We start from the raw sequence: 21172 nt of genomic DNA on the forward strand, positions 1-21172 counted from the left end.
TCCTTAAAAAATTTCATACATGCATTACACAATGCTTAATCGTTTAAATTACACCAGTGGTCAATTAAATAGCGTGATATAGAGTCCGTGCGAGGCAACTTTAAATGCTCCCCTTCTTCATGCCAATTACCAAAGCCCTGCAGCTCTTCTCGGCTAAACCACTGCGCATCATCCAGCTCATCTTTATCAACGTGAATATCTTCGGTAACAGCTTCAGCTATAAATCCCAACATAATTGATGACGGAAATGGCCATGGTTGTGAGGCAATATAACGAACGTTTCCAACAACAATACCAGCCTCTTCCATCACTTCCCGTGCGACGGCTTGCTCTAAACTTTCGCCCGGATCAACAAAACCAGCTAAAGACGAATACATACCGGGCGCCCATACTGCTTGGCGACCTAATAAACAACGCTCAATACCATCAGCAAAAGTGCGCGTTACCACCATGATCACAGCTGGATCCGTACGTGGGAAGGTTTGATGCTTACACTTATCATTACTACACAAACGAGAATGGCCTGCCTCAACAAGGGTATTTTCGCAGCCACAGCGTCCGCAATAGCGATGTGTTGCATGCCAGTAACACAAGCCGCGCGCGAGTGCTGCCATTGAGCCTTGTTCAAGCGCAACGTTAACGCCATAGCGACGAATATCAACAAACTCAGCATCGCCAATCAGCTTTGCTAATAGCACTTCATCTAATTGACTTACATCAAGTGCGAAATGGCTGGTTTGTTGCTCATCTAAGCCTAAAAATATCGCCTCAGTTAAATCTAAATTACACACTGTTGCGAAGCTCAAAAACGTCACTGAATAGCTATTACTGTCAAATAAGGTCTGATTATTATTCACTAATAACCAACGACTTTGCGCATTGACTTGAGTTGCAAACCAGCTTGGCTCTTTACGTAAATTTGATGCCCGATTTAACGACATAGCAGTGTAATTAAGCATGCTCGTCCTTTTAATTGTTTAGATGGCTAAAACTACCATAACACTCACCTAAACCCAATTATTACTCACTGATAAACAGGCAAAAAAAAAGCCCTTACGGACTTTTTTAAACACACAATAAATTCTTTTAATAATTACAATGTAGCTAAATGTGCCTGTAATTTTTGATTTTCAGCTTCGATATGCTGATAAAACTCTAAATCTTCAAGTTTGCTTGCGGCTGCTTTATCAATAACAATTACAGCATCTTTATGTAACTGAAGCGCAGAGGCTGGACACTTAGCCATTAATGGGCCTTCAATCATGGCATGCACTGCATCGGCCTTATTTTCGCCGGTTGCAAGTAACACAACCTTTTTTGCTTCTAAAATAGTCCCAATGCCCATGGTAATAGATAAATGTGGTTGATATTCATCGGCAGCAAAAAAACGAGCGTTATCATCAACGGTTGCTTTAGTCAGGGTTTTTACGCGAGTACGTGAACAAAGACCCGATGAAGGCTCGTTAAACCCGATATGGCCATTTCGGCCTATGCCTAATAACTGCACATCAACGCCACCTGCTTTGGCTATTTTGTCTTCGTATTCTTTACACGCAGTAATTGGGTTTACAGCATCGCCAGGCGGTACAAAAGTATTTTCTTTGTTGATATCAACATGACTAAATAATTGCTCATTCATAAAGTAACGATAACTTTGTGGATGCTCACCCGTTAAACCTAAGTATTCATCTAAGTTAAATGTTGTCGCTTGAGAGAATGAGATATCACCAGCTTTATTTTTAGCGATTAATTGTTGATATAACGCAACCGGCGTAGAGCCCGTTGCTAAACCGAGCACTGATGTTGGTTTTTTTTGTAATTGGGCTGCGAAAATATTTGCGCCATATGCAGCTACGGCTGCTGCATCATTTAAAATTACTATTTGCATATTTGTTTGCTCAGTTATTAAATTAGTTGATGAAAAAATGGGATCTAAGTCCCAATTCCACGTGCAATCGAATTGGGCCTTAGATCAAACCTAACAGGGATACACTGCTTGGTTAATACCATTATGACAACGCTGTCATTATTACCATTCCACTTTCATTTGTAAAGTAAAAGTGAATAAAAATTTTATATTTCTACAATTATTTTATTGACCGTTTAAACGCTGACAAAAATCTTCCGTTTATACATCCAATGCAATACTAGGATCTGTACTAATAACAGAGCGATAACAGCGATTAAAGACTGCCATAGATCTGGAGCTGCATTAATAAAACCGCCAAATACACTGCGACTGATGTAACTCCAGTTAACTAAACTTGACGCTATATAAATAATAATTGAGTTAACACCTATAATTACAAACGGGTACGCTAATTTTTGGCCATTTAAAATATCAACCAAAGCATAAAAAACCGCGAGTAATATTGCACTCCAACCAACCGTTACAAGTACAAATGAGCTGGTCCATAATTCTTTGTTAACTGGAAACTGTAAATTCCAAAGCCAACCTAAGCAAACGCTTACAACACCAGCTCCAAACAAAATTCCAGCCGTTTTCCACTCACCAATTTTTGATGATCGGATAATTAACTGTCCTGCAAAAACCCCTGCCATAGCATTAATAATTGCAGGTAAACTTGATAAAACCCCTTCAGGATCTACAGGCCGATTTTGATAACTAATACCCGGTAAAAAGTGTTTATCAAACCATGCATTCCAACTACCAACAGCGCTTAAATCACCAGCAACGCCACCTGGTACGGGGATAAAACACAGTAATAACCAATACCCCAGTAATAACCCAACCGCAGTATATACTTGCGTGCGAATACTGGTATGCCATACCAACATAGCGCAAAAAAACCACGCAATTGCAATACGACCTAATACGCTGGTATAGCGAATTTCATCAAACGCTAAAGGAATACCAGTGCCCCAACCATGGTTGTACATTACACCTAATGAACATAATAACAGCAAACGTTTAACCGCTTTGCGGTAGTAAACCTTTCGCTCATTCCATGGAAGATGATCAATACGCTTCGGTGCAAGCCCCATCGCCACACCAGAAAGAAAGATAAATAACGGGAAAATTAAATCGTAAAAAGTAAAACCATGCCAAGCACTGTGTACGGTATGTGCTTCAAAGACTTTCCAACCGGACCAGCCTGTTAAAACAAATAAAGCGGCAAAGATAGATTGCCCCCCTAAAATCCAAAACATGTCCATACCACGTAATGCATCAAGTGATGCAAGACGTTTTTTAATCGGTTTTTCAACTGCGCTTGTTGTTGTCATATTCTTTACTCTTAAAACAAAAAAGCCCCGCGATACAACGGCGGGGTTTTTTCCAGGGAAACGTTAGATTACAATGCCTGCAATATAAGTTGCTTTGACATACTGTTGCTCATCGAGCACCACAAAATCTGCGTCAAAGCCATCAAGTAAACGTCCCTTGTTCTTGAGGTTTAAGTATTGAGCCGGATACAATGCTGCCATTCGTAAGCTTTCACTTAGGCTAACATCTAAAGTATTGACGGTGTTGCGCACAGCACTTGCCATATCTAAAACACTACCCGCTAATTCGCCAGTGGTTGAATTTAATCTATCTCCAGTACGAATTACCTTTCGGCCATCAAAGAAATCAAATTCCATATCATCAGTGCCCACTGGAGGCATGGCATCAGTGACTAACATTATTTTGCCGCGTTGCTTTGTACGAATTGCTAACTGCGCAGACAAAGGGTGCACATGGTGGCCATCCACAATCAATCCGCACCAGCTGTTATCATGCCAAAGAGCGGCGCCAACAACACCCGGCTCACGTGAGGTAAATGGTGACATTGCATTGTATAAATGCGTAAAGCCATCGGCCCCTGCATTAAGAGCCGCCATAGTTGTTTGATAATCAGCATTGGTATGGCCAAGTGATACTTTCACACCACAAGCGACTAAGCGCTCAACATCCGCAATGCTGACGTTTTCTGGCGCTAAGGTCACCATTTTAATACCTAAATCTTGGCGGGCATAAATAGCAAACTCTTGTTCGCTAATTGGACGAATAAACTGCTCACTGTGAGTGCCTTTTTTTGGGAAAGATAAATGTGGGCCTTCAAAATGGATACCTAATACACCCGGTACGCCTTCACTTATAGCTTTTGCCGTTGCATCTGCGGCCGCTTGCATTACTTCAACTTTATCAGTAATGAGTGTTGGCATGAGTGCAGTAGTGCCGAATTTACCGTGCGCTTTTGCAATACGGTCTAAACAATCTGTGCTTTGCTGAGCATTAAAAAATGCACCGCCACCGCCATTGACTTGTACGTCAATAAAACCTGGTGCAACTAAGCCATTCAACTCAACAACTGACTCAGTAGTCGAATCTTCAAGCTTAAATACACCATTTTCAACACTAAATAATGCGTTCTCAATAAAGTTTTCGGCGGTAAATAAACGCGCTGCGCGATAGAAGGTTTTCATTACAATGCTACCTTTTGATCTTGTTCTAGTACCGATTGTTGAGCGAAATAAATAGCCCCCATTTCTGGTGGTTGTTTTGGTACTTCAACAAGTTTTGCAATTTCTGGGTCAAGCCATTTATTTAATGGCTCAGCAAGGCCACCAATCATAGATAAACGCGGTGGATTTTTTTCTAATAAACGATGTGCTAACTGACTTACATAGGCTGCGCCATCTTTAACGATGGCCAATGCAATAACGTCACCTTGATGCGCTGCATCAAAAACATAGCGGGCAAGCTTGGCATAGCTGCTTGACGGCTGTCCAGCCATTTGTTCGGCTATACCCATAGCATTGGTTGCATTAAAATGATTCATCATTACTGGGGTCATAAGTGTTTGCGGACCTAATCCATCAAGCTCAACTAACACCGCTTTGATAGCCTCAAGCCCCATCCATGCGCCGCTACCTTTATCGCCCAGTGCAAAACCATGACCACCGTAATTTACTGATTGCCCTTTAACATATGAAAAACCACATGAACCAGTACCAGTAATAATCACTGCACCATCACCGCCCTCATGAGCACCAATACATGCAGTGTGTAAGTCTGTAGTTAGAAACATCTGTTTAAATGGATGTTCCCATTCAGTTATTTTTTCATACAAGCTTGGTAGATTAACGCCTGCCAACCCTAAGCCTGCATAGACTTGGTGAATAGTTTCTAATTGCAAGCCGGCATCACGCATTGCCAGCTGTGTAGACACCATTATTGACTCTAATGTGCGTTCTAACCCATGTAATGGATTCGCGGGGCCACCTAGACCAGTTCCTAATACCCCATGTTGTGCAGAGTATATAGTTGCACGGCACTTAGTTCCGCCACCATCGATACCAATAAACAATTGGTCCTCATTCGCACTCTTAGCCATCATTTAACGACCTCTAACCTTCGTTTAATATTTGTATTAACCGCATCTTTTTTTATTATCTTAATGCGATTCACCCTCAACCCATGTTGAATTAATGTTACACAACAAATGACAGCGTTGTCATTATATTTTTCATAAAAATTCACACATATTCCATATTCATCTCTAATTAACTGAATTAAATAAATAATTAATATTAATTAAATTAGTGTCGACTATTTTTCAACGCAATAATAAGGCTTAAAAATGACATTATTACCTAAAACAACACCTAAAATAGTGATTTAACATGCTATTTTAACAGTACAAATGGCTAATAACGTAAATAAACTGTGTAATGCTGTACCAGTTTACCTAAAAAAAATAACTTAGTAAAGAATCACCGCTTATATTGGAATATTTTTTCTAGCGGTCGATTAAATACAATGGCTATTTTAAAAGCAACTTCCAACGACTGTGAATACGGACAGCTAAAATTGCAGCAATGGTTTGGCGTGTCACCCCACAGCATCTGCTAATTGTTGCTGTGTCATTTCACCATATCAAATATATCTGACCCTGAGTTAAATATTTTATACTTAAGTTACAGTAGCAAAGCGTCATTAATACAATAAAAATGCTCAGCACTTTGCTTCAGCGCTTCCGCAGTTAGTTTATCAGCGCCATAGACATCACACGGTACATTATACTGATGCTGTAAATGGCCCAATAATAGCGCAAAGTCACCATCACCAGAGAGTAAAATGACTTTATCAAGATGCTTTCCTTGCTCGAGCATATCAATGGTGATACCAACATCCCAATCACCTTTAGCGCTGCCATCTTTACGTTGAATAAACGGTTTCAACTTCACTTCAAAACCAATTGCACGCAGGATATTTTGAAACTGAGATTGCTTTTCGTCACCACGATAAATAGCGTACGCTATCGCGCATTCTATATCATAGTCATGACTGATTTTTGCCCAAAAGGCATTGTAATCAAAATTTTTCCGGTAACTCTCTCGGCAGGTGTAATAAATATTTTGTACATCGACAAAAATCCCAACCTTAGGTTTTGTGCTTGTTGTACTGTGTGTTTCTTGATTCATACGATATCCTTTTTATGAGGGCCTGTTACTGTAGCATACCTACAGCCATTTCCGGCCCTTGCATTTACCTTTAAAGTAACCTAAATTAGTTACATGGCACCATGTAACCAATATTGGTTACATTTGATTATGTAACTAAATTAGGACATTTATGATTGCGGTGATCAGCGGCGATGTGATCAAATCACAACATATTCCAAAGCACGAGTATGATGCAATGCTCTATCAACTTGACCAAAGTTTGCGAGCGATTACGAAAGATAAACACAATCAGGGTATTATTTATCGAGGCGATGCGTTTCAGCTGCAAGTAAATCAACCTGCGCAGGTCTGCAATGTCGCTGTGTTATTATATTTGCATCTAAAGGCAAGCGGTTATGAGGTTCGCCAAAGCCTAGCAATTGGCGAAATAGATAACGCCAGAGCAGATATAAAAACAGCCACGGGGTCAGCATTTACTTTATCTGGCCGCAGTCTTGATGAAATACACAATCAACGTTTTATATTTAGCAGTGTTATCGAACCCACTAATGAAGGGTTAACACTGAGTCTAGCTTTTATTGATGTGCTGCTGAGAAAAATGACCCAAAAACAAGCAAACGCGCTGTATGTCTATTTAACCAGTAGCAATAACCAGCACAGTGAGCTTGCCAAACAATTGCATACAAGCCGAGAAAATGTCACTAAATTACTCAATCTTGGTCATTATCAATTAGTCGAACGGTTTTTACAGTATGCAGAAAAAACCATCGCAGACACATTAAAGGAACTATAAAATGAGCTTTATGTTGTTATTAGTGGCACTCATTATCGGCCATATTTTAGCTGATTTTTACTGGCAACCAATGAGCTGGGTCAATAACCGCAACACTCGCCATTTTCGCGCTAAAAAGCTGTATTTGCATGTGCTAGTACATGGCGTGACCACCGCAGCTATTGTCACTTGGTGGGAGTTTACCTTTGGATGGCAAACCATTGCGCCTATATGTATCGCCACTAGTATTGTTATTGTCACTCATTACTTTATTGACTTAGCAAAATCGTATTCCAATAAAGGGGTGGTGCCTTTTGTTGTCGATCAACTCGCTCATTTAGTCATTTTGCTGTTATTAGCCATTTGGTTAAGTGACAGCAGTGAGTTTTTCACACATGCTTGGCAATGGTTAATACAACCAGCAACATTATGGGTAGTGTGTGGGTATTTATTGGTATTAACGCCAAGTGCGGTGTTCATTCGCATGATGTTAGAGCGGATCACTTCCGGCTTTAGCACTACTGGGAGTTTACCAGCAGCAGGACAAAGCATCGGCATGCTTGAGCGAGTATTAATGTTAACATTTATTTTGCTAGACCAATTTACCGGAGTCGGCTTTTTACTAGCAGCAAAATCAGTGTTTCGATTTGGTGATTTAAGTGCCAGTAAAGATAAAAAACTGACTGAATACGTGATGCTCGGTACCTTACTCAGTGTCAGTGTGACTTTATTTATTGGCTTAGCAGTTAATTATCTTAAAGCTTTGTAGTTTTACAAGCTCATAAAAAACGCGCCATAGTAGGCGCGTTTTTTATTAATCAACTGATCAATTAGCCGTTGCTTGAACCATCATTATTTGGACGGCGGCGGCGCTGAGAGTTGCCACCTACAGATTGGCGTTTAGCCCATGGGTTTTGTGTTTGCTCACCACTGGCTTTATTCGCATCCGGCTTTTTGCCTGAACCACCGCGGCGTGGACCTGTGCCACTGCCATTACTATTTGGTTTTTTGCTATCCGACTTAGGCTTAGAAAACGGCTGTTTAGCTTTTTTCGGCTTTTTCGGTTTTGTTGGTCGTGCATCAAGCTCTCTTTCTGGTACTGGATTGCTTGGTTCAAAGCCCGCCTCTTGAGCGCGAGGGATCAACTCACCAATAAAGCGCTCAATACCATATAAGTCATCCGCATCATCAATCGTTACAAACGAAATAGCGTCACCCGACGCCCCAGCACGGCCTGTACGGCCAATACGATGTACGTAATCTTCATACACATTCGGCAAATCATAGTTAACGACATGCGGCAGCTCTACAATATCCAGACCACGGGCAACAATGTCAGTTGCAACGAGTACACGTACTTCACCACTTTTAAAACCATCAAGCGCTTTGACACGTGCGCCTTGTGATTTATTACCATGGATAGCTGCACCCACTATGTCATCACGCTCAAGTTGCTTAACTAAGCGGTTTGCGCCATGTTTAGTGCGACTAAAGACTAATACTTGCTGCCAATCATTGCTGCGAATTAAGTGACTTAGTAAAGCTGTTTTACGCGCTTTATCAACAGCGTAAACACATTGGGTAACACTTTTAGCGGTGGTGTTTTTAGCTGCAACTGAAATTTCCACGGGATCGTTAATAAGCCCTTTTGCAAGCGCACGGATATCGTCAGAGAAAGTTGCAGAAAACATTAAGTTTTGGCGTTTAGCAGGGAGTTTACTGATAATACGTTTAATATCGTGAATAAAGCCCATATCAAGCATACGGTCAGCTTCATCAAGCACTAATACTTCAAGGTTATCAAATTTTAATGCGTTTTGATTGTGTAAATCAATTAAACGTCCAGGCGTTGCAACTAAAATATCTACACCTTTGCGCAGGCGCTGCATTTGCGGGTTTATTTTAACGCCACCATAGACAACAAATGAACTGATATTAGAGTGCTTAGCATACTCCTCAACATTCTCACTCACTTGTAATGCAAGCTCACGTGTTGGCGTTAAAATTAACGCGCGTACTTGATTACCTTTGGCTTTTTGCCCTTTAGATAAAGATTCAATCAGCGGTAATGTAAAACCGGCTGTTTTACCCGTACCTGTTTGTGCTGCAGCCATCACATCACGACCTTCAATAATCGCAGGAATAGCTTGAGCCTGAATTGGTGTTGGCGTTTCATAGCCCTTTTCTAAAACTGCATTAACTAAAGACTGTGATAAACCTAACCCATCAAAACTCATATAAACTCTCTTTTAAATAAGGCCAAAGTGGCCAGTTGCGCGCATTATACCGATCGTGACCAATAATGCATTGAATATTAACTTTTGCGCCGCTCCCATACGCTTAAACTTTAAAAAATTATTGTCTAAGCATGCCTAAAAACAAAAAACGGCACAATGGCCGTTTTTATAAAATAAGAGTTGTTATCCAATATTTTAATTACTTAACACCTAATTCGCGTAAACGCTCTTGTAAGTAGCTATCTGCGGTATAACGCTCAGAAAGCACAACATCGGGGCGCGGGTGCAAAAATAATGGCAACGAAATACGTGATTTAGTTGACGCTTTACCCGTAGGATTAATGACACGGTGAATGGTTGATGGAAAATAGCCACCCGATGCTTCTTGCAGCATGTCGCCGATATTAATGATTAAGCTACCAAAATCACATGGCACATCTAACCAACCACCGTCAGTTTTTTGCACTTGCAAACCAGGCTCGTTTGACGCTGGTAAAACCGTCAGCAAATTAATGTCACCGTGCGCAGCGGCGCGAATTGCCCCCGGCTCCTCATCACCCGTCATTGGTGGGTAATGTAAAATACGCAGCAATGTTTGCTCAGAGTTAGCAATCATATCTTTTAAATCGATTGAAAATTTAGCTCGTACTTCAGCTGGCGCTTCTGCTTGTACCCAGCTCAAAAGCGTTGCAGCAAACTCATTAGCTAATCGATAATATTCACGAATATCCGCTTCAAGCTGTGCCGGCACGCGACCATTAGGATAAACATGAAAATATTCTTTAATGTCTTTTACTGTAAAGCCTTTTGCAACTTCCGATACCGATGGCGGAAAGTAGCCGTCTTGGGTGTCTTTGGAGAATAAAAACTCATGCTTTTGCTCAGAATTAAAAAAGTCCTGCCAATTTTTATAAATTGATTCAACTAAAGACTGCGGTATTGGGTGGTTTTTTAATACACCAAAGCCAGTATTTCTAAGAGACTCAACAAATTGAGCGGCCGCATCGCTCGCTTTATAATCAACGGTAGGTAATTGCATGTTCATATCCAATGAATTAAGTTGTTAAAAGCCTTTGCTAATCATAGCAGTTGCTCCATTGTAGCGCTTCGCGAGGATAATAAAACAGGCAAAAAAAAATAAGGACTTATGTCCTCTTCAACTGAGTAAGCGTTTATTAGTTGATGCAAATCAAAACGTTGCTGTTATAGGTAAAGCATGAAACTAATTGAAATCATAAACACAATTTTATGGTCTACTCTTTCATAACCTATTTCACTAAAATCTTTCAATCCTAAAAGGTAACCTATGCGCCAAAAAATTTCGTTCAAAAGTGGTGATTTAACACTCGCCGGTCAGCTTGAAACACCTGTCAGTGATGTTAAATTTTATGCCTTGTTTGCGCATTGTTTTACCTGCGGTAAAGACATCGCTGCAGCATCGCGCATTAGCCGCGCGCTCACACAACAAGGTATTGCAGTCCTGCGCTTTGACTTTACCGGCCTTGGCAACAGTGATGGCGACTTTGCTAACAGTAATTTTTCATCAAATATCCAAGATTTAATTGCCGCAGCTGATCATTTACGTGAGCACTTTAAAGCGCCACAACTGCTTATAGGCCACAGTTTGGGCGGTGCTGCTGTATTAGCAGCAGCCGAGCACATTACTGAAGTGCAAGCTATTACCACCATTGGCGCGCCCTCAGATGCGCAACATGTAACCCATAACTTTGCCGCACATTTAGATGAGATTAACGCCGCTGGCGAAGCAAAAGTCAATTTAGCTGGGCGTGAGTTCACAATAAAAAAACAGTTTGTCGATGACATAGCCCAATACAACCGCAGCCATATCAGTAAATTAAAGCGTGCTTTGTTAGTAATGCACTCCCCTATTGATACCACGGTAAGTATTAACGAAGCTGAAAAGATTTACGCAAGCGCTAAACATCCAAAAAGCTTTATTAGTTTAGATAACGCCGACCATCTACTCACTAACAAAGACGATGCCGATTACGCAGCAGACGTTATAGCGTCATGGGCAAAACGTTATGTAGCTTTTGATGAAAACCAATACAGTGCCAAACTGACCAACGGCAACGTATTAGTTGAAGAAAAAGACCATGTATTTACTCAGCATGTCAGCACCAAAGATCATACTTGGCTTGCCGATGAGCCCGCAGCAGTGGGCGGCAATAATTTAGGCCCCGATCCGTATCATCATTTACTCGCCGGACTTGGAGCATGTACCGCGATGACGCTGCGCATGTATGCCAGTCGTAAAAACTTACCACTTGAACACGTAAAGGTAGAGCTAGATCACACCCGCGACTATCATAACGATTGCGATAACTGCGAGCAAAGCGACAAACTTGAAGCCATCACTCGTAAAATCACCCTAGTAGGCGATTTAACCGATGAGCAACGCCAGCGCTTACTTGAAATCGCTGACAAATGCCCGGTGCACAAAACACTGCACAATGAGCCATTAATCGTCAGTGAACTGGTAAAATAGCCAGTAAGCGCGTAAAACTGGTAACTTATTCTATTTACGCGCTTGGTTTCATATTTCAATTTGCAACAAACGCCTTAATTTCTTTACTCATTCTATCCACCAGCCACTTAGGCCCGCCGTCATACATATCATTATGGCGTGAGTTCTCTATCGAAATCTGCGTAACCGGATACTGTGCTAATTCATCTTCATTGAGTAATACCTGATTATCCGCAGGATAATCACTGCCGCGTAGCGTTAAAACCCGAATATTTTTATTACGAGGTAGCAACATGCGGCGATGATCAAGCGTGATAATTTGGCCCACTTGCTTTGGGTAAATCGCCGCGTAGAGTGCAGATATATCACCACCATTTGAATGACCAAATAAAGTAAGCTGGCTAAAATCGTACGCCGGGTATTTAGCGGATAATTGCTCAACTAAGAATTTTAGGGTCACGACCCCACGATGCCAATTTTCTATTCGAGTTGTCATATAGGGCGGATTAGAATTAAGCGCAGGATCGTTTTTTAGTTCATGGGCTACAGCAGTGGTTAAATAACCCTTAGCTGTAAATACATCTACCGCAAACTGATAGTCAGTATGCGCAATCCCATAACCAGCATTAACAAACGCCACCGGGCATTTTGTTTGTTGGCTGCAGTGAGTGCTGTGTGCAGGGAGTGTAATATGGATTGGGATGCTACGGCCGCGAGCCTCATCAAAAATAACATCACCGCTTGCGTAGCTATTTACGCTAACCAAAAAGGAAAAGAGGATCACCAAATACTTAGAACGTGTCAGCATAACTTACAAAAATTATTTTTATTTTTAATTGCAGTCATTTTAAAGCTAACGATATTAATTACAATCTAACAGATACTAAAAAGCGAATGAGGTTTAAAGAACGAAATAATTATTTTAAAACTGTGCGATAATGACGGTATTATCTTCACTCTATTTAGAAAAGTACCTACCCATGAAATCATACAACAGCATCGAAGAACGTATCGATATTTTACAAAGCAGAATTGCAGCTTACCAAGATGAAATCAAAACGCTAGAAACAGAGCCTAAAAATAATAACGAGCGTATTATTTTTAAATTTATTGAAACAGGCAGCACCGGCAAGACTAAAGATTTTGTGCGTGAATTAGGCATTAAATCACCACGCGATAGCCTCTATTCATCGGGTGATGTATCAAAACTAATTAAAGATGGCGCGAGTGATATTTCTCCTGCGCTGCTTGAAATTGCCCGCGCACTTGCCAGCGCACGTAATAAAAACGGCCCTGCCTGCTAGTCGTTTATTATTATAAGTGATTAGCCGTCTTTATTTGCGGCTAATCCACCAGCTCTATATCAAGCCCGGTCAATAAGTTTAGCGCTTCAAATCGCTCAAACTTGGCACGACTCACATCGTTATTTTTTATATCAATATTAAACTGAGTAGCCCCTACAAAATTAGCGCGACTCAAGTTAGTCTGATGAAACAAACTATCCCTAAAATCAGTACCGCTAAAGTCACTCGCGGCTAAATTAGCGTGTCTAAAATCAACATCCTTGGCAAAACAGTCTGTCATTCTCAAGGCTTTTAATGGCAATTCATAAAACGAGCTATGACTGAGCTGGCAATCTTTAAAACTCACTGGTGCAGTTAACGCCAGTTGCGGCCAATTGACTTGCCCCCAAACAATGCTGTTTAACTTGCAACTTTTAAAACTCACCTCTTCTAGTGAGCTGTAATTCCAACTTAAGTCACTCAAGTTGCAGTTAATAAACTCACAATCAATAAAGCGGCAACTACTAAATTGGCTTTGACTAAAGTCGCATTCTATAAACTGGCATTGTTCAAACTCTATGTCGCTAAAGCGCTGCGATGTAGCCGTACAGTTTGCAAATTGCTGATCGTAATAATCGTTTTGTGAAAACATCAAACCGCTTCTTTAGCTAAATCACTCTTAAGTGCCAAAACAGCTATAAAAATAAGCCCAAGCACAGGTACTAAGCCTAAAAATCCACCTATAACGGCAACAATAACGGGGGTAGTGGTTTTACGCTTACTTAAAAAATAACTAACAAGCGCAAATACAGGGACCAAAACTAAAACGATTGTTCCCAAAAGGGTCGCATTAATTGACATATTGTTCCTTTATTATTTTATTTAACCGATAAATTAAAGCGCAATTAAAGCACAAAAAAACCCTTAGACATACACCTAAGGGTTTTTAAATCAATTGCAAAATTAAGTGCTAATTAATCATTTATTCTGCTGCTTTTTCAGCTTTTTCGACAACGCTAATAGCAAGCTCTGACAATGAGTCTACATTGGCTTTACTTGGCGCGTTGGTTAATAAACATGACGCTTGCGTTGTTTTAGGGAAGGCAATAACATCACGGATGTTATCTGTGCCGCAAAGTAACATTACTAAGCGGTCTAAACCAAATGCGAGTCCTGCATGTGGTGGTGTGCCGTACTTAAGTGCATCAAGTAAGAAACCAAACTTATCTTGTTGCTCTTGCGCATCAATACCTAATATTCTAAAGGCCGCTTCTTGCATATCAGCATTATGAATACGGACCGAACCACCGCCCACTTCGTAGCCGTTTAATACCATGTCGTAGGCATCTGAAATAGCAGCTGCTGGGTTAGCTTCAAGGGCTGCTGCATCAATGTCTTTTGGTGCAGTGAATGGGTGATGCACAGCGTGTAATGTGCCTTCGTCATCTTCTTCAAACATTGGGAAATCAACAACCCAAAGTGGTGCCCAGCTATTGAGGTTAGTGATTTCTAAATCAACACCAATCTTAAGGCGAAGTGCACCCATCGCTTCGTTTACTGTGTTGCGCTTATCTGCACCGAATAAAATGATATCGCCAGTTTGTGCGTTAGTACGCGCAAGTAGCTCATTGATCACTTCTTCATTTAAGAATTTAGCGATTGGTGATTGCACACCTTCAACACCAGCTGCACGGTCGTTTACTTTCATCCATGCCAGCCCTTTCGCGCCGTAAATGCCGATGAATTTAGTGTAGTCATCAAGTTGCTTACGAGAAAGTGATGCACCGCCTGGTACGGTTAATACCGCAACACGGCCTTTTTCGTCATTTGCAGGACCTGAGAATACTTTAAACTCTACGTCTTTAACTAAATCAGCAACGTCAATCAGTTCCATAGGGTTACGTAAATCAGGCTTGTCTGAACCAAAGCGGTTCATTGCCTCTGCGTATGGCATGATTGGGAAATCACCTAAATCAACATTTAGTAGTGACTGCCACATTTCGCGAATCATCTTTTCAGTCATACCACGTACTTGATCAGAGCTCATGAACGACGTTTCTAAATCTATTTGGGTAAATTCTGGTTGACGGTCTGCACGTAAATCTTCATCACGGAAACATTTAACGATTTGGTAATAACGGTCAAAGCCAGACATCATCAACAATTGCTTAAACAACTGTGGAGACTGTGGTAACGCGTAAAAGCTGCCTTTATGTACACGACTCGGTACTAAGTAATCACGTGCCCCTTCAGGTGTTGCTTTAGTTAGTACTGGCGTTTCGATATCTAAGAAACCATTTTCATCTAAAAAGCGACGAACAAAGCTGCTAGCTTTTGCACGTAATTTAATACGGTCACTCATTTCTAAACGGCGAAGGTCTAGGTAACGGTATTTTAAACGACGCTCTTCAGAGTTTACTTGGTTAAAATCAAGTGGTAGTGGCTCTGAACGGTTGATGATAGTTAAGCTAGTGCCTAAAATCTCAACTTCACCCGTGGCCATGTCTTTATTTACTTGGCTATCTGGGCGAGCACGTACAACACCTTTAAGCTGTACACAGAACTCTTGGCGTAATTTATTCGCTGTATCCATTAAGCCTTCAACTTCAGGATCGAATACGACTTGTACTAAACCTTCTCTATCGCGTAAATCGACAAAAATTAGTCCACCAAGGTCACGTCGTTTATTGATCCAACCACATAATTCAACTTCTTGATCTACGTGAGTTTTATTTAGCTGTCCGCAGTATATAGAGCGCATAGTATTCCTGTCAGTTTAAGACTAATAGCCGCTTTCCCTAAGAATTTGACGTTTTTGGGGAGATAAAGCCACTATTTATAAATCATTTTAGGGGGAGCATTATACCCAAGTTACTTGAAAATGCGAGCACCGCAGCGCCCTGTAAGCATTCAATTTTCAGTCGTTCTAGATATTTGTTACACTTACAAAAACACACTATCGGTTAGTCATTTTATGTTGTATTTAGGGTGTCCGCAGTGGTCAAGTACCGCGTGGAAAGGCAATTTATTATCAAGTCACTGCAAAAATGCCGACATGCTGCACGAATACGCACAGGTGTTTAACTCCGTTGAAGGCAATACTAGCTTTTATGCCGATCCTAGTGTTGAATCATTAAATCGCTGGCGTGAGGCTGTTAATCGTGACTTTAAATTTACTTTTAAATTTCATCGCCGTTTTAGTCATGAATTACAACTAACTAATATTGATGATGAGTTAACTGCGTGGTTTAACTTGTTTGAACCAATACTGCCAAGCGTTGGGCAAATTATGTTGCAGCTGCCTAGCAGCTTTAGCCCACAGCAATTACCTTTGCTGGCGCAATTTATTGCAAAACTGCCTACCGGTTTAAATTATGGCGTTGAAGTTCGCCACAACGATTTTTTTAAAAAAGGCGCGGCGGAAATTGCGTTAAACCAGCTACTAATTGCAAACAACATCAACCGAATAGCAATGGATACCCGCGCTCTGTTTGCAGTAAAACCTAACACTGCGGCACTTATCGATGCACAGCAGAAAAAGCCGCACCTACCCGTACATGCACTTGCAACAGGCAGTCAACCTATGGCTCGCTTTGTAATTGCCGATTTAGAGCACGATTATAAAAGTTATTACCAACCTTGGCTTAAAAAAGTAAAACAATGGCTTGATGAAGGTAAGCACCCGTATGTATTTTTTCATACCGCAGATAACCGCCAAGCCCCTTTGTTAGCGCGGGCATTTTGTGAAGATTTAGGTTACGATCATCCAGTACTCAACCCCTTTACTGGTGAGAAAGAAGCCAGCCAAGCAAGTTTATTTTGAATTCCGCTAAAATATAATTAACAACAAGAAGTAATTGAATGAGTGATTTTAAACGCTATTTTACAGGCTACCCAGAACAAATTATAAGCCAAGTAATACAGCTTATTGATAATGATAAACACGGCGCGTATTTAACTAAAAAATACCCCCATGCACATACGATCACCAGTGACAAATCATTATATGCATACGCCACTGAGCTTAAAAAACGCTACTTAAAAAATGCCCCGCCGTTTGGCCGTGCCGCGTTTAAAAAGCAGGGTGACATGGTCACTAATGCACTCGGCACACACACTTATCGTATGCAAGGTAAAACCCGTAAACATGATTTGGCCATTAACAGTGACTTATTGTGTGCCCCCGAGGAGTTATTAAAAGCCCTAGTTGTACACGAACTCGCCCACTTTAAAGAAAAAGACCATAACAAAAGTTTTTATCAGTTATGTTGCCACATGGAGCCGCAGTATCATCAGCTCGAATTAGATTTACGAATATTTTGTGTGTTAGTCACACAAGGGAAAAACCCTTATTTAAAGTAAACATTATTGCCTACAACACACAGTGACCACTCTATTGGTTTGATTGACTCATAAATAAGTTTATTGAGTGACCGTAAATTTAGTTAAACCTATTAGCTGGCCAGACTCGGTAACAACTTGTACTTGCCACTTACCAACAGAGTTTGCTGGGAAGTTTACTTTATGCGTCCATGCTCTATAGCCTTGCTCTCGCCCACCACTAATATTTAATGCAATACGATCAACCACTTTATTGTTAAGTAGCCAAACATGAAATACTTTTTCATTTAACCCTCTGGGCGCTTTAACCGCAGTCCAAGTATACAAACCTTGCTGATGCAATGAGTTAGCGTCTAAATGCTTAATACTGCCTACCGCCTTACGCTGCTCTACATCAACCTGATGCGATAAAGTAATGTCGGTTAAACGCAGTGCTGCAGGTGGCACCCAACTACGTAGCTGCCATAAACCGGCACTTAAAACACCTAGCAATAAAACCAATAGAGGGAAACGCCACCATTTGGCGTTAGGCATTAATTTACCTAAGCTAGGAGTAGTAAAAATAACGGCGGTGATCAATGCAATCTTTACACTTTGACTGGTCGTGAGATTAAATAAAATAGGTAAAATTACCGACAGAACGACGAATAACGCAAAGTTATGAAACACTGTAAAGAGCACGCTGTGCTTCGCTAATTTTTTATAGTAAAGCGGATCGACAACCGATATAAACGCACAGAGAATAATTAAGGATGTAAAAATAGCTTGCGGATGATTCCAAGAAGTCACCGCGAGAAAAAATGGCAATGCAAAAAATAGGCTTTCTTGTTGCACCATTTGCAGGGCAAAACGCATAAAATTGGGAGAAACAGCCACACCAAAGCGCTGCTCTACTTTATCGCGCAACCAGTTATCAACAATCAACCATAGCCAACTAACTAACAGCAGTATGGCAATAATTTGTGAAAATGATTCTTTACGCTCAACCAACACATAACTTGCCACCCCACTACAAAAAGCAAATACCGCCAATAAACCTGGCCGCTGCTGCATCATCATAATAAATTTTGTGATTAAATTTTTAAAATAGCTCATTCAGTAGAAGATCCGCATAAGTCTGTAATAATTGCAGCTTTAAAGCCACCAGCCCTGTATCTTAATATATGCATGAAAGCTTTACACTTTTTGTTGTGAAAATTAACTAATAAACAAATACCGCTGGTTAGCGATAACTACGCGAGATCTCTTCGCTCACCCAATACAACAATTGTTTTATTGCTTTTGAAAGCACCTGATTTTGCCGCACAATGTAACCTAAACTAGTGGTTGGAAACTTGGGCAAGGCGGTGACTGTGGTGGTTAAATTTGCTTTACTGCGCAGTGAAAACTCCGGCACGATAGCAACACCAAAGCCCGCTTCAGCCCAATCAATTTGTGCATCCACACTGCCCACTTCCATTACCCGGTAATTAGGTAAATTTAATGACGGTAATGCGCTATCGAGTAACTCGCGCGTACGCGTATCATGGCCGAGTAAAATTAATGTTGGCGGCTCAGTCAGCGTTATAGTGTTGTTATTTTTAGCTTGCTGCCATAGCTGTAAATGATCCCCCAACGCACACCACTTGATTTGCTGCAATTGCGTAAAATGCAGTGGTTCACTTTCTTTTTGCGCAATAACAAAACCAAGATCAGCCTCCGCACTTTTCACCAACGTCGATGCTTGTGAGGAGGTGGTATTGAGCAAGGTAAAATCAATCCCCGGAAACTGGCGTTTAAATAGCTGAAACGGTTCAATCAACAACAATCGAGAAATAATATCACTGGCGGCAATTGTCAGTGTGCCTTGGCGTAGCTCATTAATCGCATTTAAATCAGATTGGCAAACCTGTAATTCCCACAAGGTTTTTTGCCCAGACTGCAATAGCCGTATACCTGCTTGCGTCAAACTAAACGGATTACGCTCGATCAGTTTTACCCGTGTCATTTTTTCTAGTTGCTTAATATGCAAACTAACATTGGGCTGTGTCATATGCAGCGCATTGGCGGTTTTACCAAAATGTTTTAGTTCCGCTAATGTGACAAAGGTTTTTAGCCAATGAATATCTAACATCTTGATGACCTTAATTATCTAAAATCGATATGGAATTCTTATCGGGATAATAATTATAATTAATTTCTCTTATTTAGATAGTGGGCATACCATATTCATTCAATCAATTTGGAGAGTAAATTATGCCGTCAATTGTTGTTGTAGGTGCAAACTGGGGTGATGAAGGCAAAGGCCGCATCGTCGATTTTTTAGCAGAGAACGCATCTGCAAGCATTCGCTTTCAAGGTGGTAACAACGCCGGTCATACCGTTGTGAATGAGTTTGGTACGTTCAAACTACACCAATTACCAAGCGGCATTTTTAATCCAGATTGTATTGCCGTCTTAGGCCCAGGTATGGTGATAAGTCCTGGCGCATTAAGCGAAGAAATCGCTGAAGTTAAAACAGCGGGCGTTGAGGTAAAATTATGTATTTCTGATCGTGCAACCCTGTGCTTACCGTTACACGCACTTGAAGACACACTTGAAGAAGTACGTTTAGGTGACGCCGCTTACGGCTCAACCCGCCAAGGTATTGCCCCAGCATACGGCGATCGCGTAATGAAAAAAGGCATTTTAGTTGGTTGGTTAAATCAACCTGAGGTTTTATTAGAGCGCATTCAATTTATGCTTGATTGGAAAATGCCACAGCTAAAAGCCCTTTACCCAAGCTGCGATTATTCACAAACAGCAGAACAAATAACTCAGTGGCTATTAGACGTCACTGCTCCGTGGCGTGCATTTATCTGTAATGTTACAGAGCCTTTAAAAGCGTTGCAAAAGCAAGATGCAAACTTATTATTTGAAGCGCAACTAGGCGCTGGCCGCGATTTAGTCTATGGCGAATACCCGTATACTACATCATCAAACGTGACTGCCGCCTATGCAGGAATTGGCAGCGGTTTACCAGCGCTGCGCCCTGAACGTGTTATTGCCGTGGCTAAATCGTTTAGTTCATCTGTTGGCACCGGCACACTTGTTACTGCCATGGCAGAGCAAGATAATTTTCGCGAAAGCGCGAACGAATATGGCGCAGTGACTGGCCGGCCTCGTGATATGGGTTATTTTGATGCGGTTGCAACCCGTAATGGAGTTGAATTACAAGCAGCCACTGAAATTGCTTTAACCAAAATTGATTGCCTGTCTGGCATGAAAGATTTAAAAATCTGTATTGGTTATGCAGGCGATCACAGCGAAAACCCTATTTGGCCACAAACAGCCGCTTTAACGCCAATATATGAAAGCATGCCAGCGTGGGATGAAGATATTACCGGTTGTCGTACTTTTGACAGTCTGCCTGCGGCCGCTCAACACTATGTTGAACGCATCGAAGTACTGATGGGCGTACCTGTGAGTATGGTATCTGTAGGGCCTGAGCGTGAGCAAATGATTATCCGCTAATCACTCAGCTTAATCCAAGTGGTTAAATAAACTGCTTGGATAACATTCATTATCGCTAACATTGCTCAGATCTTAGATTTATCAGCGGTAGTTTAAATATTTTGCTAAACCGTAATAATCCGATACACAAAAAAAGCGCAAGATACAC

At 41.1% G+C, this 21172-nt stretch carries 21 protein-coding genes and 1 pseudogene; 7 read left to right on the top strand and 15 right to left on the bottom strand.

Going from position 1 to position 21172, the window contains the following annotated elements; all coding sequences use genetic code 11:
- Positions 1–35: 35 nt before the first annotated feature.
- The 7 genes and pseudogenes from nudC to V7783_RS11490 all read right to left on the bottom strand — a co-directional run bounded on the left by nudC (position 36) and on the right by V7783_RS11490 (position 6429).
- Positions 36–959: an NAD(+) diphosphatase gene (gene nudC / locus V7783_RS11460; protein WP_335678823.1), complete on the bottom strand. Its 924-nt coding sequence runs from the start codon at positions 957–959 to the stop codon at positions 36–38.
- Between the two features lie 134 nt (positions 960–1093).
- On the bottom strand, positions 1094–1888 hold the full coding sequence (nagB, locus tag V7783_RS11465; RefSeq protein ID WP_304182165.1) for a glucosamine-6-phosphate deaminase: 795 nt from the start codon (positions 1886–1888) through the stop codon (positions 1094–1096).
- Between the two features lie 215 nt (positions 1889–2103).
- Entirely contained in the window at positions 2104–3246 is a 1143-nt protein-coding gene (nagX, locus tag V7783_RS11470) for a transmembrane glucosamine N-acetyltransferase NagX (RefSeq protein ID WP_335678824.1), read from the bottom strand.
- Between the two features lie 63 nt (positions 3247–3309).
- Positions 3310–4428, bottom strand: a complete 1119-nt coding sequence (gene nagA, locus V7783_RS11475) for an N-acetylglucosamine-6-phosphate deacetylase (RefSeq protein WP_335678825.1) — start codon at positions 4426–4428, stop codon at positions 3310–3312.
- On the bottom strand, positions 4428–5342 hold the full coding sequence (nagK, locus tag V7783_RS11480) for an N-acetylglucosamine kinase (RefSeq protein ID WP_335678826.1): 915 nt from the start codon (positions 5340–5342) through the stop codon (positions 4428–4430). The genes nagA and nagK overlap by 1 nt, the downstream gene beginning before the upstream one ends.
- Before the next feature lie 376 nt (positions 5343–5718).
- Positions 5719–5872, bottom strand: a pseudogene (locus V7783_RS11485) (helix-turn-helix transcriptional regulator).
- Positions 5873–5922: 50 nt separating this feature from the next.
- On the bottom strand, positions 5923–6429 hold the full coding sequence (locus V7783_RS11490) for a LabA-like NYN domain-containing protein (RefSeq protein WP_335678827.1): 507 nt from the start codon (positions 6427–6429) through the stop codon (positions 5923–5925).
- A gap of 151 nt (positions 6430–6580) precedes the next feature.
- On the opposite strand from V7783_RS11490, the gene V7783_RS11495 reads away from it, so the two are divergent.
- Both V7783_RS11495 and V7783_RS11500 read left to right on the top strand, forming a co-directional pair.
- Positions 6581–7204: a hypothetical protein gene (locus V7783_RS11495; RefSeq protein ID WP_335678828.1), complete on the top strand. Its 624-nt coding sequence runs from the start codon at positions 6581–6583 to the stop codon at positions 7202–7204.
- A gap of 1 nt (position 7205) precedes the next feature.
- On the top strand, positions 7206–7952 hold the full coding sequence (locus V7783_RS11500; RefSeq protein WP_335678829.1) for a DUF3307 domain-containing protein: 747 nt from the start codon (positions 7206–7208) through the stop codon (positions 7950–7952).
- A gap of 61 nt (positions 7953–8013) precedes the next feature.
- Here the strand turns inward: V7783_RS11500 and V7783_RS11505 are convergent, their stop codons facing one another.
- Together V7783_RS11505 and V7783_RS11510 are read right to left on the bottom strand one after the other, a co-directional pair.
- Entirely contained in the window at positions 8014–9420 is a 1407-nt protein-coding gene (locus V7783_RS11505; protein ID WP_335678830.1) for a DEAD/DEAH box helicase, read from the bottom strand.
- A gap of 199 nt (positions 9421–9619) precedes the next feature.
- Positions 9620–10459: an isopenicillin N synthase family dioxygenase gene (locus V7783_RS11510; protein ID WP_335678831.1), complete on the bottom strand. Its 840-nt coding sequence runs from the start codon at positions 10457–10459 to the stop codon at positions 9620–9622.
- A gap of 267 nt (positions 10460–10726) precedes the next feature.
- Between V7783_RS11510 and V7783_RS11515 the strand changes: the two genes are divergently transcribed.
- Complete coding sequence (locus V7783_RS11515; RefSeq protein WP_335678832.1) at positions 10727–11929, top strand: bifunctional alpha/beta hydrolase/OsmC family protein; 1203 nt, start codon at positions 10727–10729, stop codon at positions 11927–11929.
- Between the two features lie 55 nt (positions 11930–11984).
- Here V7783_RS11515 and V7783_RS11520 read toward each other — a convergent pair whose 3' ends face one another.
- Positions 11985–12716: an alpha/beta hydrolase gene (locus V7783_RS11520; protein WP_335678833.1), complete on the bottom strand. Its 732-nt coding sequence runs from the start codon at positions 12714–12716 to the stop codon at positions 11985–11987.
- A gap of 172 nt (positions 12717–12888) precedes the next feature.
- On the opposite strand from V7783_RS11520, the gene V7783_RS11525 reads away from it, so the two are divergent.
- On the top strand, positions 12889–13212 hold the full coding sequence (locus V7783_RS11525) for a hypothetical protein (protein ID WP_335678834.1): 324 nt from the start codon (positions 12889–12891) through the stop codon (positions 13210–13212).
- Between the two features lie 40 nt (positions 13213–13252).
- Here V7783_RS11525 and V7783_RS11530 read toward each other — a convergent pair whose 3' ends face one another.
- From V7783_RS11530 to aspS, 3 genes are all read right to left on the bottom strand, one after another.
- Positions 13253–13843 (bottom strand): pentapeptide repeat-containing protein, encoded by a 591-nt coding sequence (locus tag V7783_RS11530; RefSeq protein WP_335678835.1) that lies wholly within the window; start codon positions 13841–13843, stop codon positions 13253–13255.
- Positions 13843–14052, bottom strand: a complete 210-nt coding sequence (locus tag V7783_RS11535; RefSeq protein WP_335678836.1) for a hypothetical protein — start codon at positions 14050–14052, stop codon at positions 13843–13845. Before V7783_RS11535 ends, V7783_RS11530 begins: the two co-directional genes overlap by 1 nt.
- Before the next feature lie 121 nt (positions 14053–14173).
- Positions 14174–15952: an aspartate--tRNA ligase gene (gene aspS / locus V7783_RS11540; RefSeq protein WP_335678837.1), complete on the bottom strand. Its 1779-nt coding sequence runs from the start codon at positions 15950–15952 to the stop codon at positions 14174–14176.
- A gap of 213 nt (positions 15953–16165) precedes the next feature.
- On the opposite strand from aspS, the gene V7783_RS11545 reads away from it, so the two are divergent.
- Complete coding sequence (locus V7783_RS11545) at positions 16166–17014, top strand: DUF72 domain-containing protein (RefSeq protein ID WP_335678914.1); 849 nt, start codon at positions 16166–16168, stop codon at positions 17012–17014.
- Positions 17015–17052: 38 nt separating this feature from the next.
- Entirely contained in the window at positions 17053–17553 is a 501-nt protein-coding gene (locus V7783_RS11550) for a M48 metallopeptidase family protein (RefSeq protein ID WP_335678838.1), read from the top strand.
- Positions 17554–17613: 60 nt separating this feature from the next.
- Here V7783_RS11550 and V7783_RS11555 read toward each other — a convergent pair whose 3' ends face one another.
- The gene (locus tag V7783_RS11555; protein WP_335678839.1) at positions 17614–18627 is read right to left on the bottom strand and encodes a DUF5924 family protein; all 1014 of its coding nucleotides are present in this window, start codon (positions 18625–18627) and stop codon (positions 17614–17616) included.
- A gap of 127 nt (positions 18628–18754) precedes the next feature.
- On the bottom strand, positions 18755–19645 hold the full coding sequence (locus V7783_RS11560; RefSeq protein ID WP_335678840.1) for a LysR family transcriptional regulator: 891 nt from the start codon (positions 19643–19645) through the stop codon (positions 18755–18757).
- A gap of 122 nt (positions 19646–19767) precedes the next feature.
- Between V7783_RS11560 and V7783_RS11565 the strand changes: the two genes are divergently transcribed.
- Positions 19768–21024, top strand: a complete 1257-nt coding sequence (locus tag V7783_RS11565) for an adenylosuccinate synthase (protein WP_335678841.1) — start codon at positions 19768–19770, stop codon at positions 21022–21024.
- The last annotated feature ends 148 nt before the right edge of the window (positions 21025–21172 follow it).

The sequence above is a fragment of the Pseudoalteromonas sp. genome, from assembly GCF_036960685.1.
Taxonomy (GTDB): domain Bacteria; phylum Pseudomonadota; class Gammaproteobacteria; order Enterobacterales; family Alteromonadaceae; genus Pseudoalteromonas.

What these genes read in the sequence shown, in the direction of transcription:
- nudC (WP_335678823.1), bottom strand. Translation starts at nt 959, where the DNA reads ATGCTTAATTACACTGCTATGTCGTTAAATCGGGCATCAAATTTACGT.
- nagB (WP_304182165.1), bottom strand. Translation starts at nt 1,888, where the DNA reads ATGCAAATAGTAATTTTAAATGATGCAGCAGCCGTAGCTGCATATGGC.
- nagX (WP_335678824.1), bottom strand. Translation starts at nt 3,246, where the DNA reads ATGACAACAACAAGCGCAGTTGAAAAACCGATTAAAAAACGTCTTGCA.
- nagA (WP_335678825.1), bottom strand. Translation starts at nt 4,428, where the DNA reads ATGAAAACCTTCTATCGCGCAGCGCGTTTATTTACCGCCGAAAACTTT.
- nagK (WP_335678826.1), bottom strand. Translation starts at nt 5,342, where the DNA reads ATGATGGCTAAGAGTGCGAATGAGGACCAATTGTTTATTGGTATCGAT.
- V7783_RS11490 (WP_335678827.1), bottom strand. Translation starts at nt 6,429, where the DNA reads ATGAATCAAGAAACACACAGTACAACAAGCACAAAACCTAAGGTTGGG.
- V7783_RS11495 (WP_335678828.1), top strand. Translation starts at nt 6,581, where the DNA reads ATGATTGCGGTGATCAGCGGCGATGTGATCAAATCACAACATATTCCA.
- V7783_RS11500 (WP_335678829.1), top strand. Translation starts at nt 7,206, where the DNA reads ATGAGCTTTATGTTGTTATTAGTGGCACTCATTATCGGCCATATTTTA.
- V7783_RS11505 (WP_335678830.1), bottom strand. Translation starts at nt 9,420, where the DNA reads ATGAGTTTTGATGGGTTAGGTTTATCACAGTCTTTAGTTAATGCAGTT.
- V7783_RS11510 (WP_335678831.1), bottom strand. Translation starts at nt 10,459, where the DNA reads ATGCAATTACCTACCGTTGATTATAAAGCGAGCGATGCGGCCGCTCAA.
- V7783_RS11515 (WP_335678832.1), top strand. Translation starts at nt 10,727, where the DNA reads ATGCGCCAAAAAATTTCGTTCAAAAGTGGTGATTTAACACTCGCCGGT.
- V7783_RS11520 (WP_335678833.1), bottom strand. Translation starts at nt 12,716, where the DNA reads ATGCTGACACGTTCTAAGTATTTGGTGATCCTCTTTTCCTTTTTGGTT.
- V7783_RS11525 (WP_335678834.1), top strand. Translation starts at nt 12,889, where the DNA reads ATGAAATCATACAACAGCATCGAAGAACGTATCGATATTTTACAAAGC.
- V7783_RS11530 (WP_335678835.1), bottom strand. Translation starts at nt 13,843, where the DNA reads ATGTTTTCACAAAACGATTATTACGATCAGCAATTTGCAAACTGTACG.
- V7783_RS11535 (WP_335678836.1), bottom strand. Translation starts at nt 14,052, where the DNA reads ATGTCAATTAATGCGACCCTTTTGGGAACAATCGTTTTAGTTTTGGTC.
- aspS (WP_335678837.1), bottom strand. Translation starts at nt 15,952, where the DNA reads ATGCGCTCTATATACTGCGGACAGCTAAATAAAACTCACGTAGATCAA.
- V7783_RS11545 (WP_335678914.1), top strand. Translation starts at nt 16,166, where the DNA reads ATGTTGTATTTAGGGTGTCCGCAGTGGTCAAGTACCGCGTGGAAAGGC.
- V7783_RS11550 (WP_335678838.1), top strand. Translation starts at nt 17,053, where the DNA reads ATGAGTGATTTTAAACGCTATTTTACAGGCTACCCAGAACAAATTATA.
- V7783_RS11555 (WP_335678839.1), bottom strand. Translation starts at nt 18,627, where the DNA reads ATGAGCTATTTTAAAAATTTAATCACAAAATTTATTATGATGATGCAG.
- V7783_RS11560 (WP_335678840.1), bottom strand. Translation starts at nt 19,645, where the DNA reads ATGTTAGATATTCATTGGCTAAAAACCTTTGTCACATTAGCGGAACTA.
- V7783_RS11565 (WP_335678841.1), top strand. Translation starts at nt 19,768, where the DNA reads ATGCCGTCAATTGTTGTTGTAGGTGCAAACTGGGGTGATGAAGGCAAA.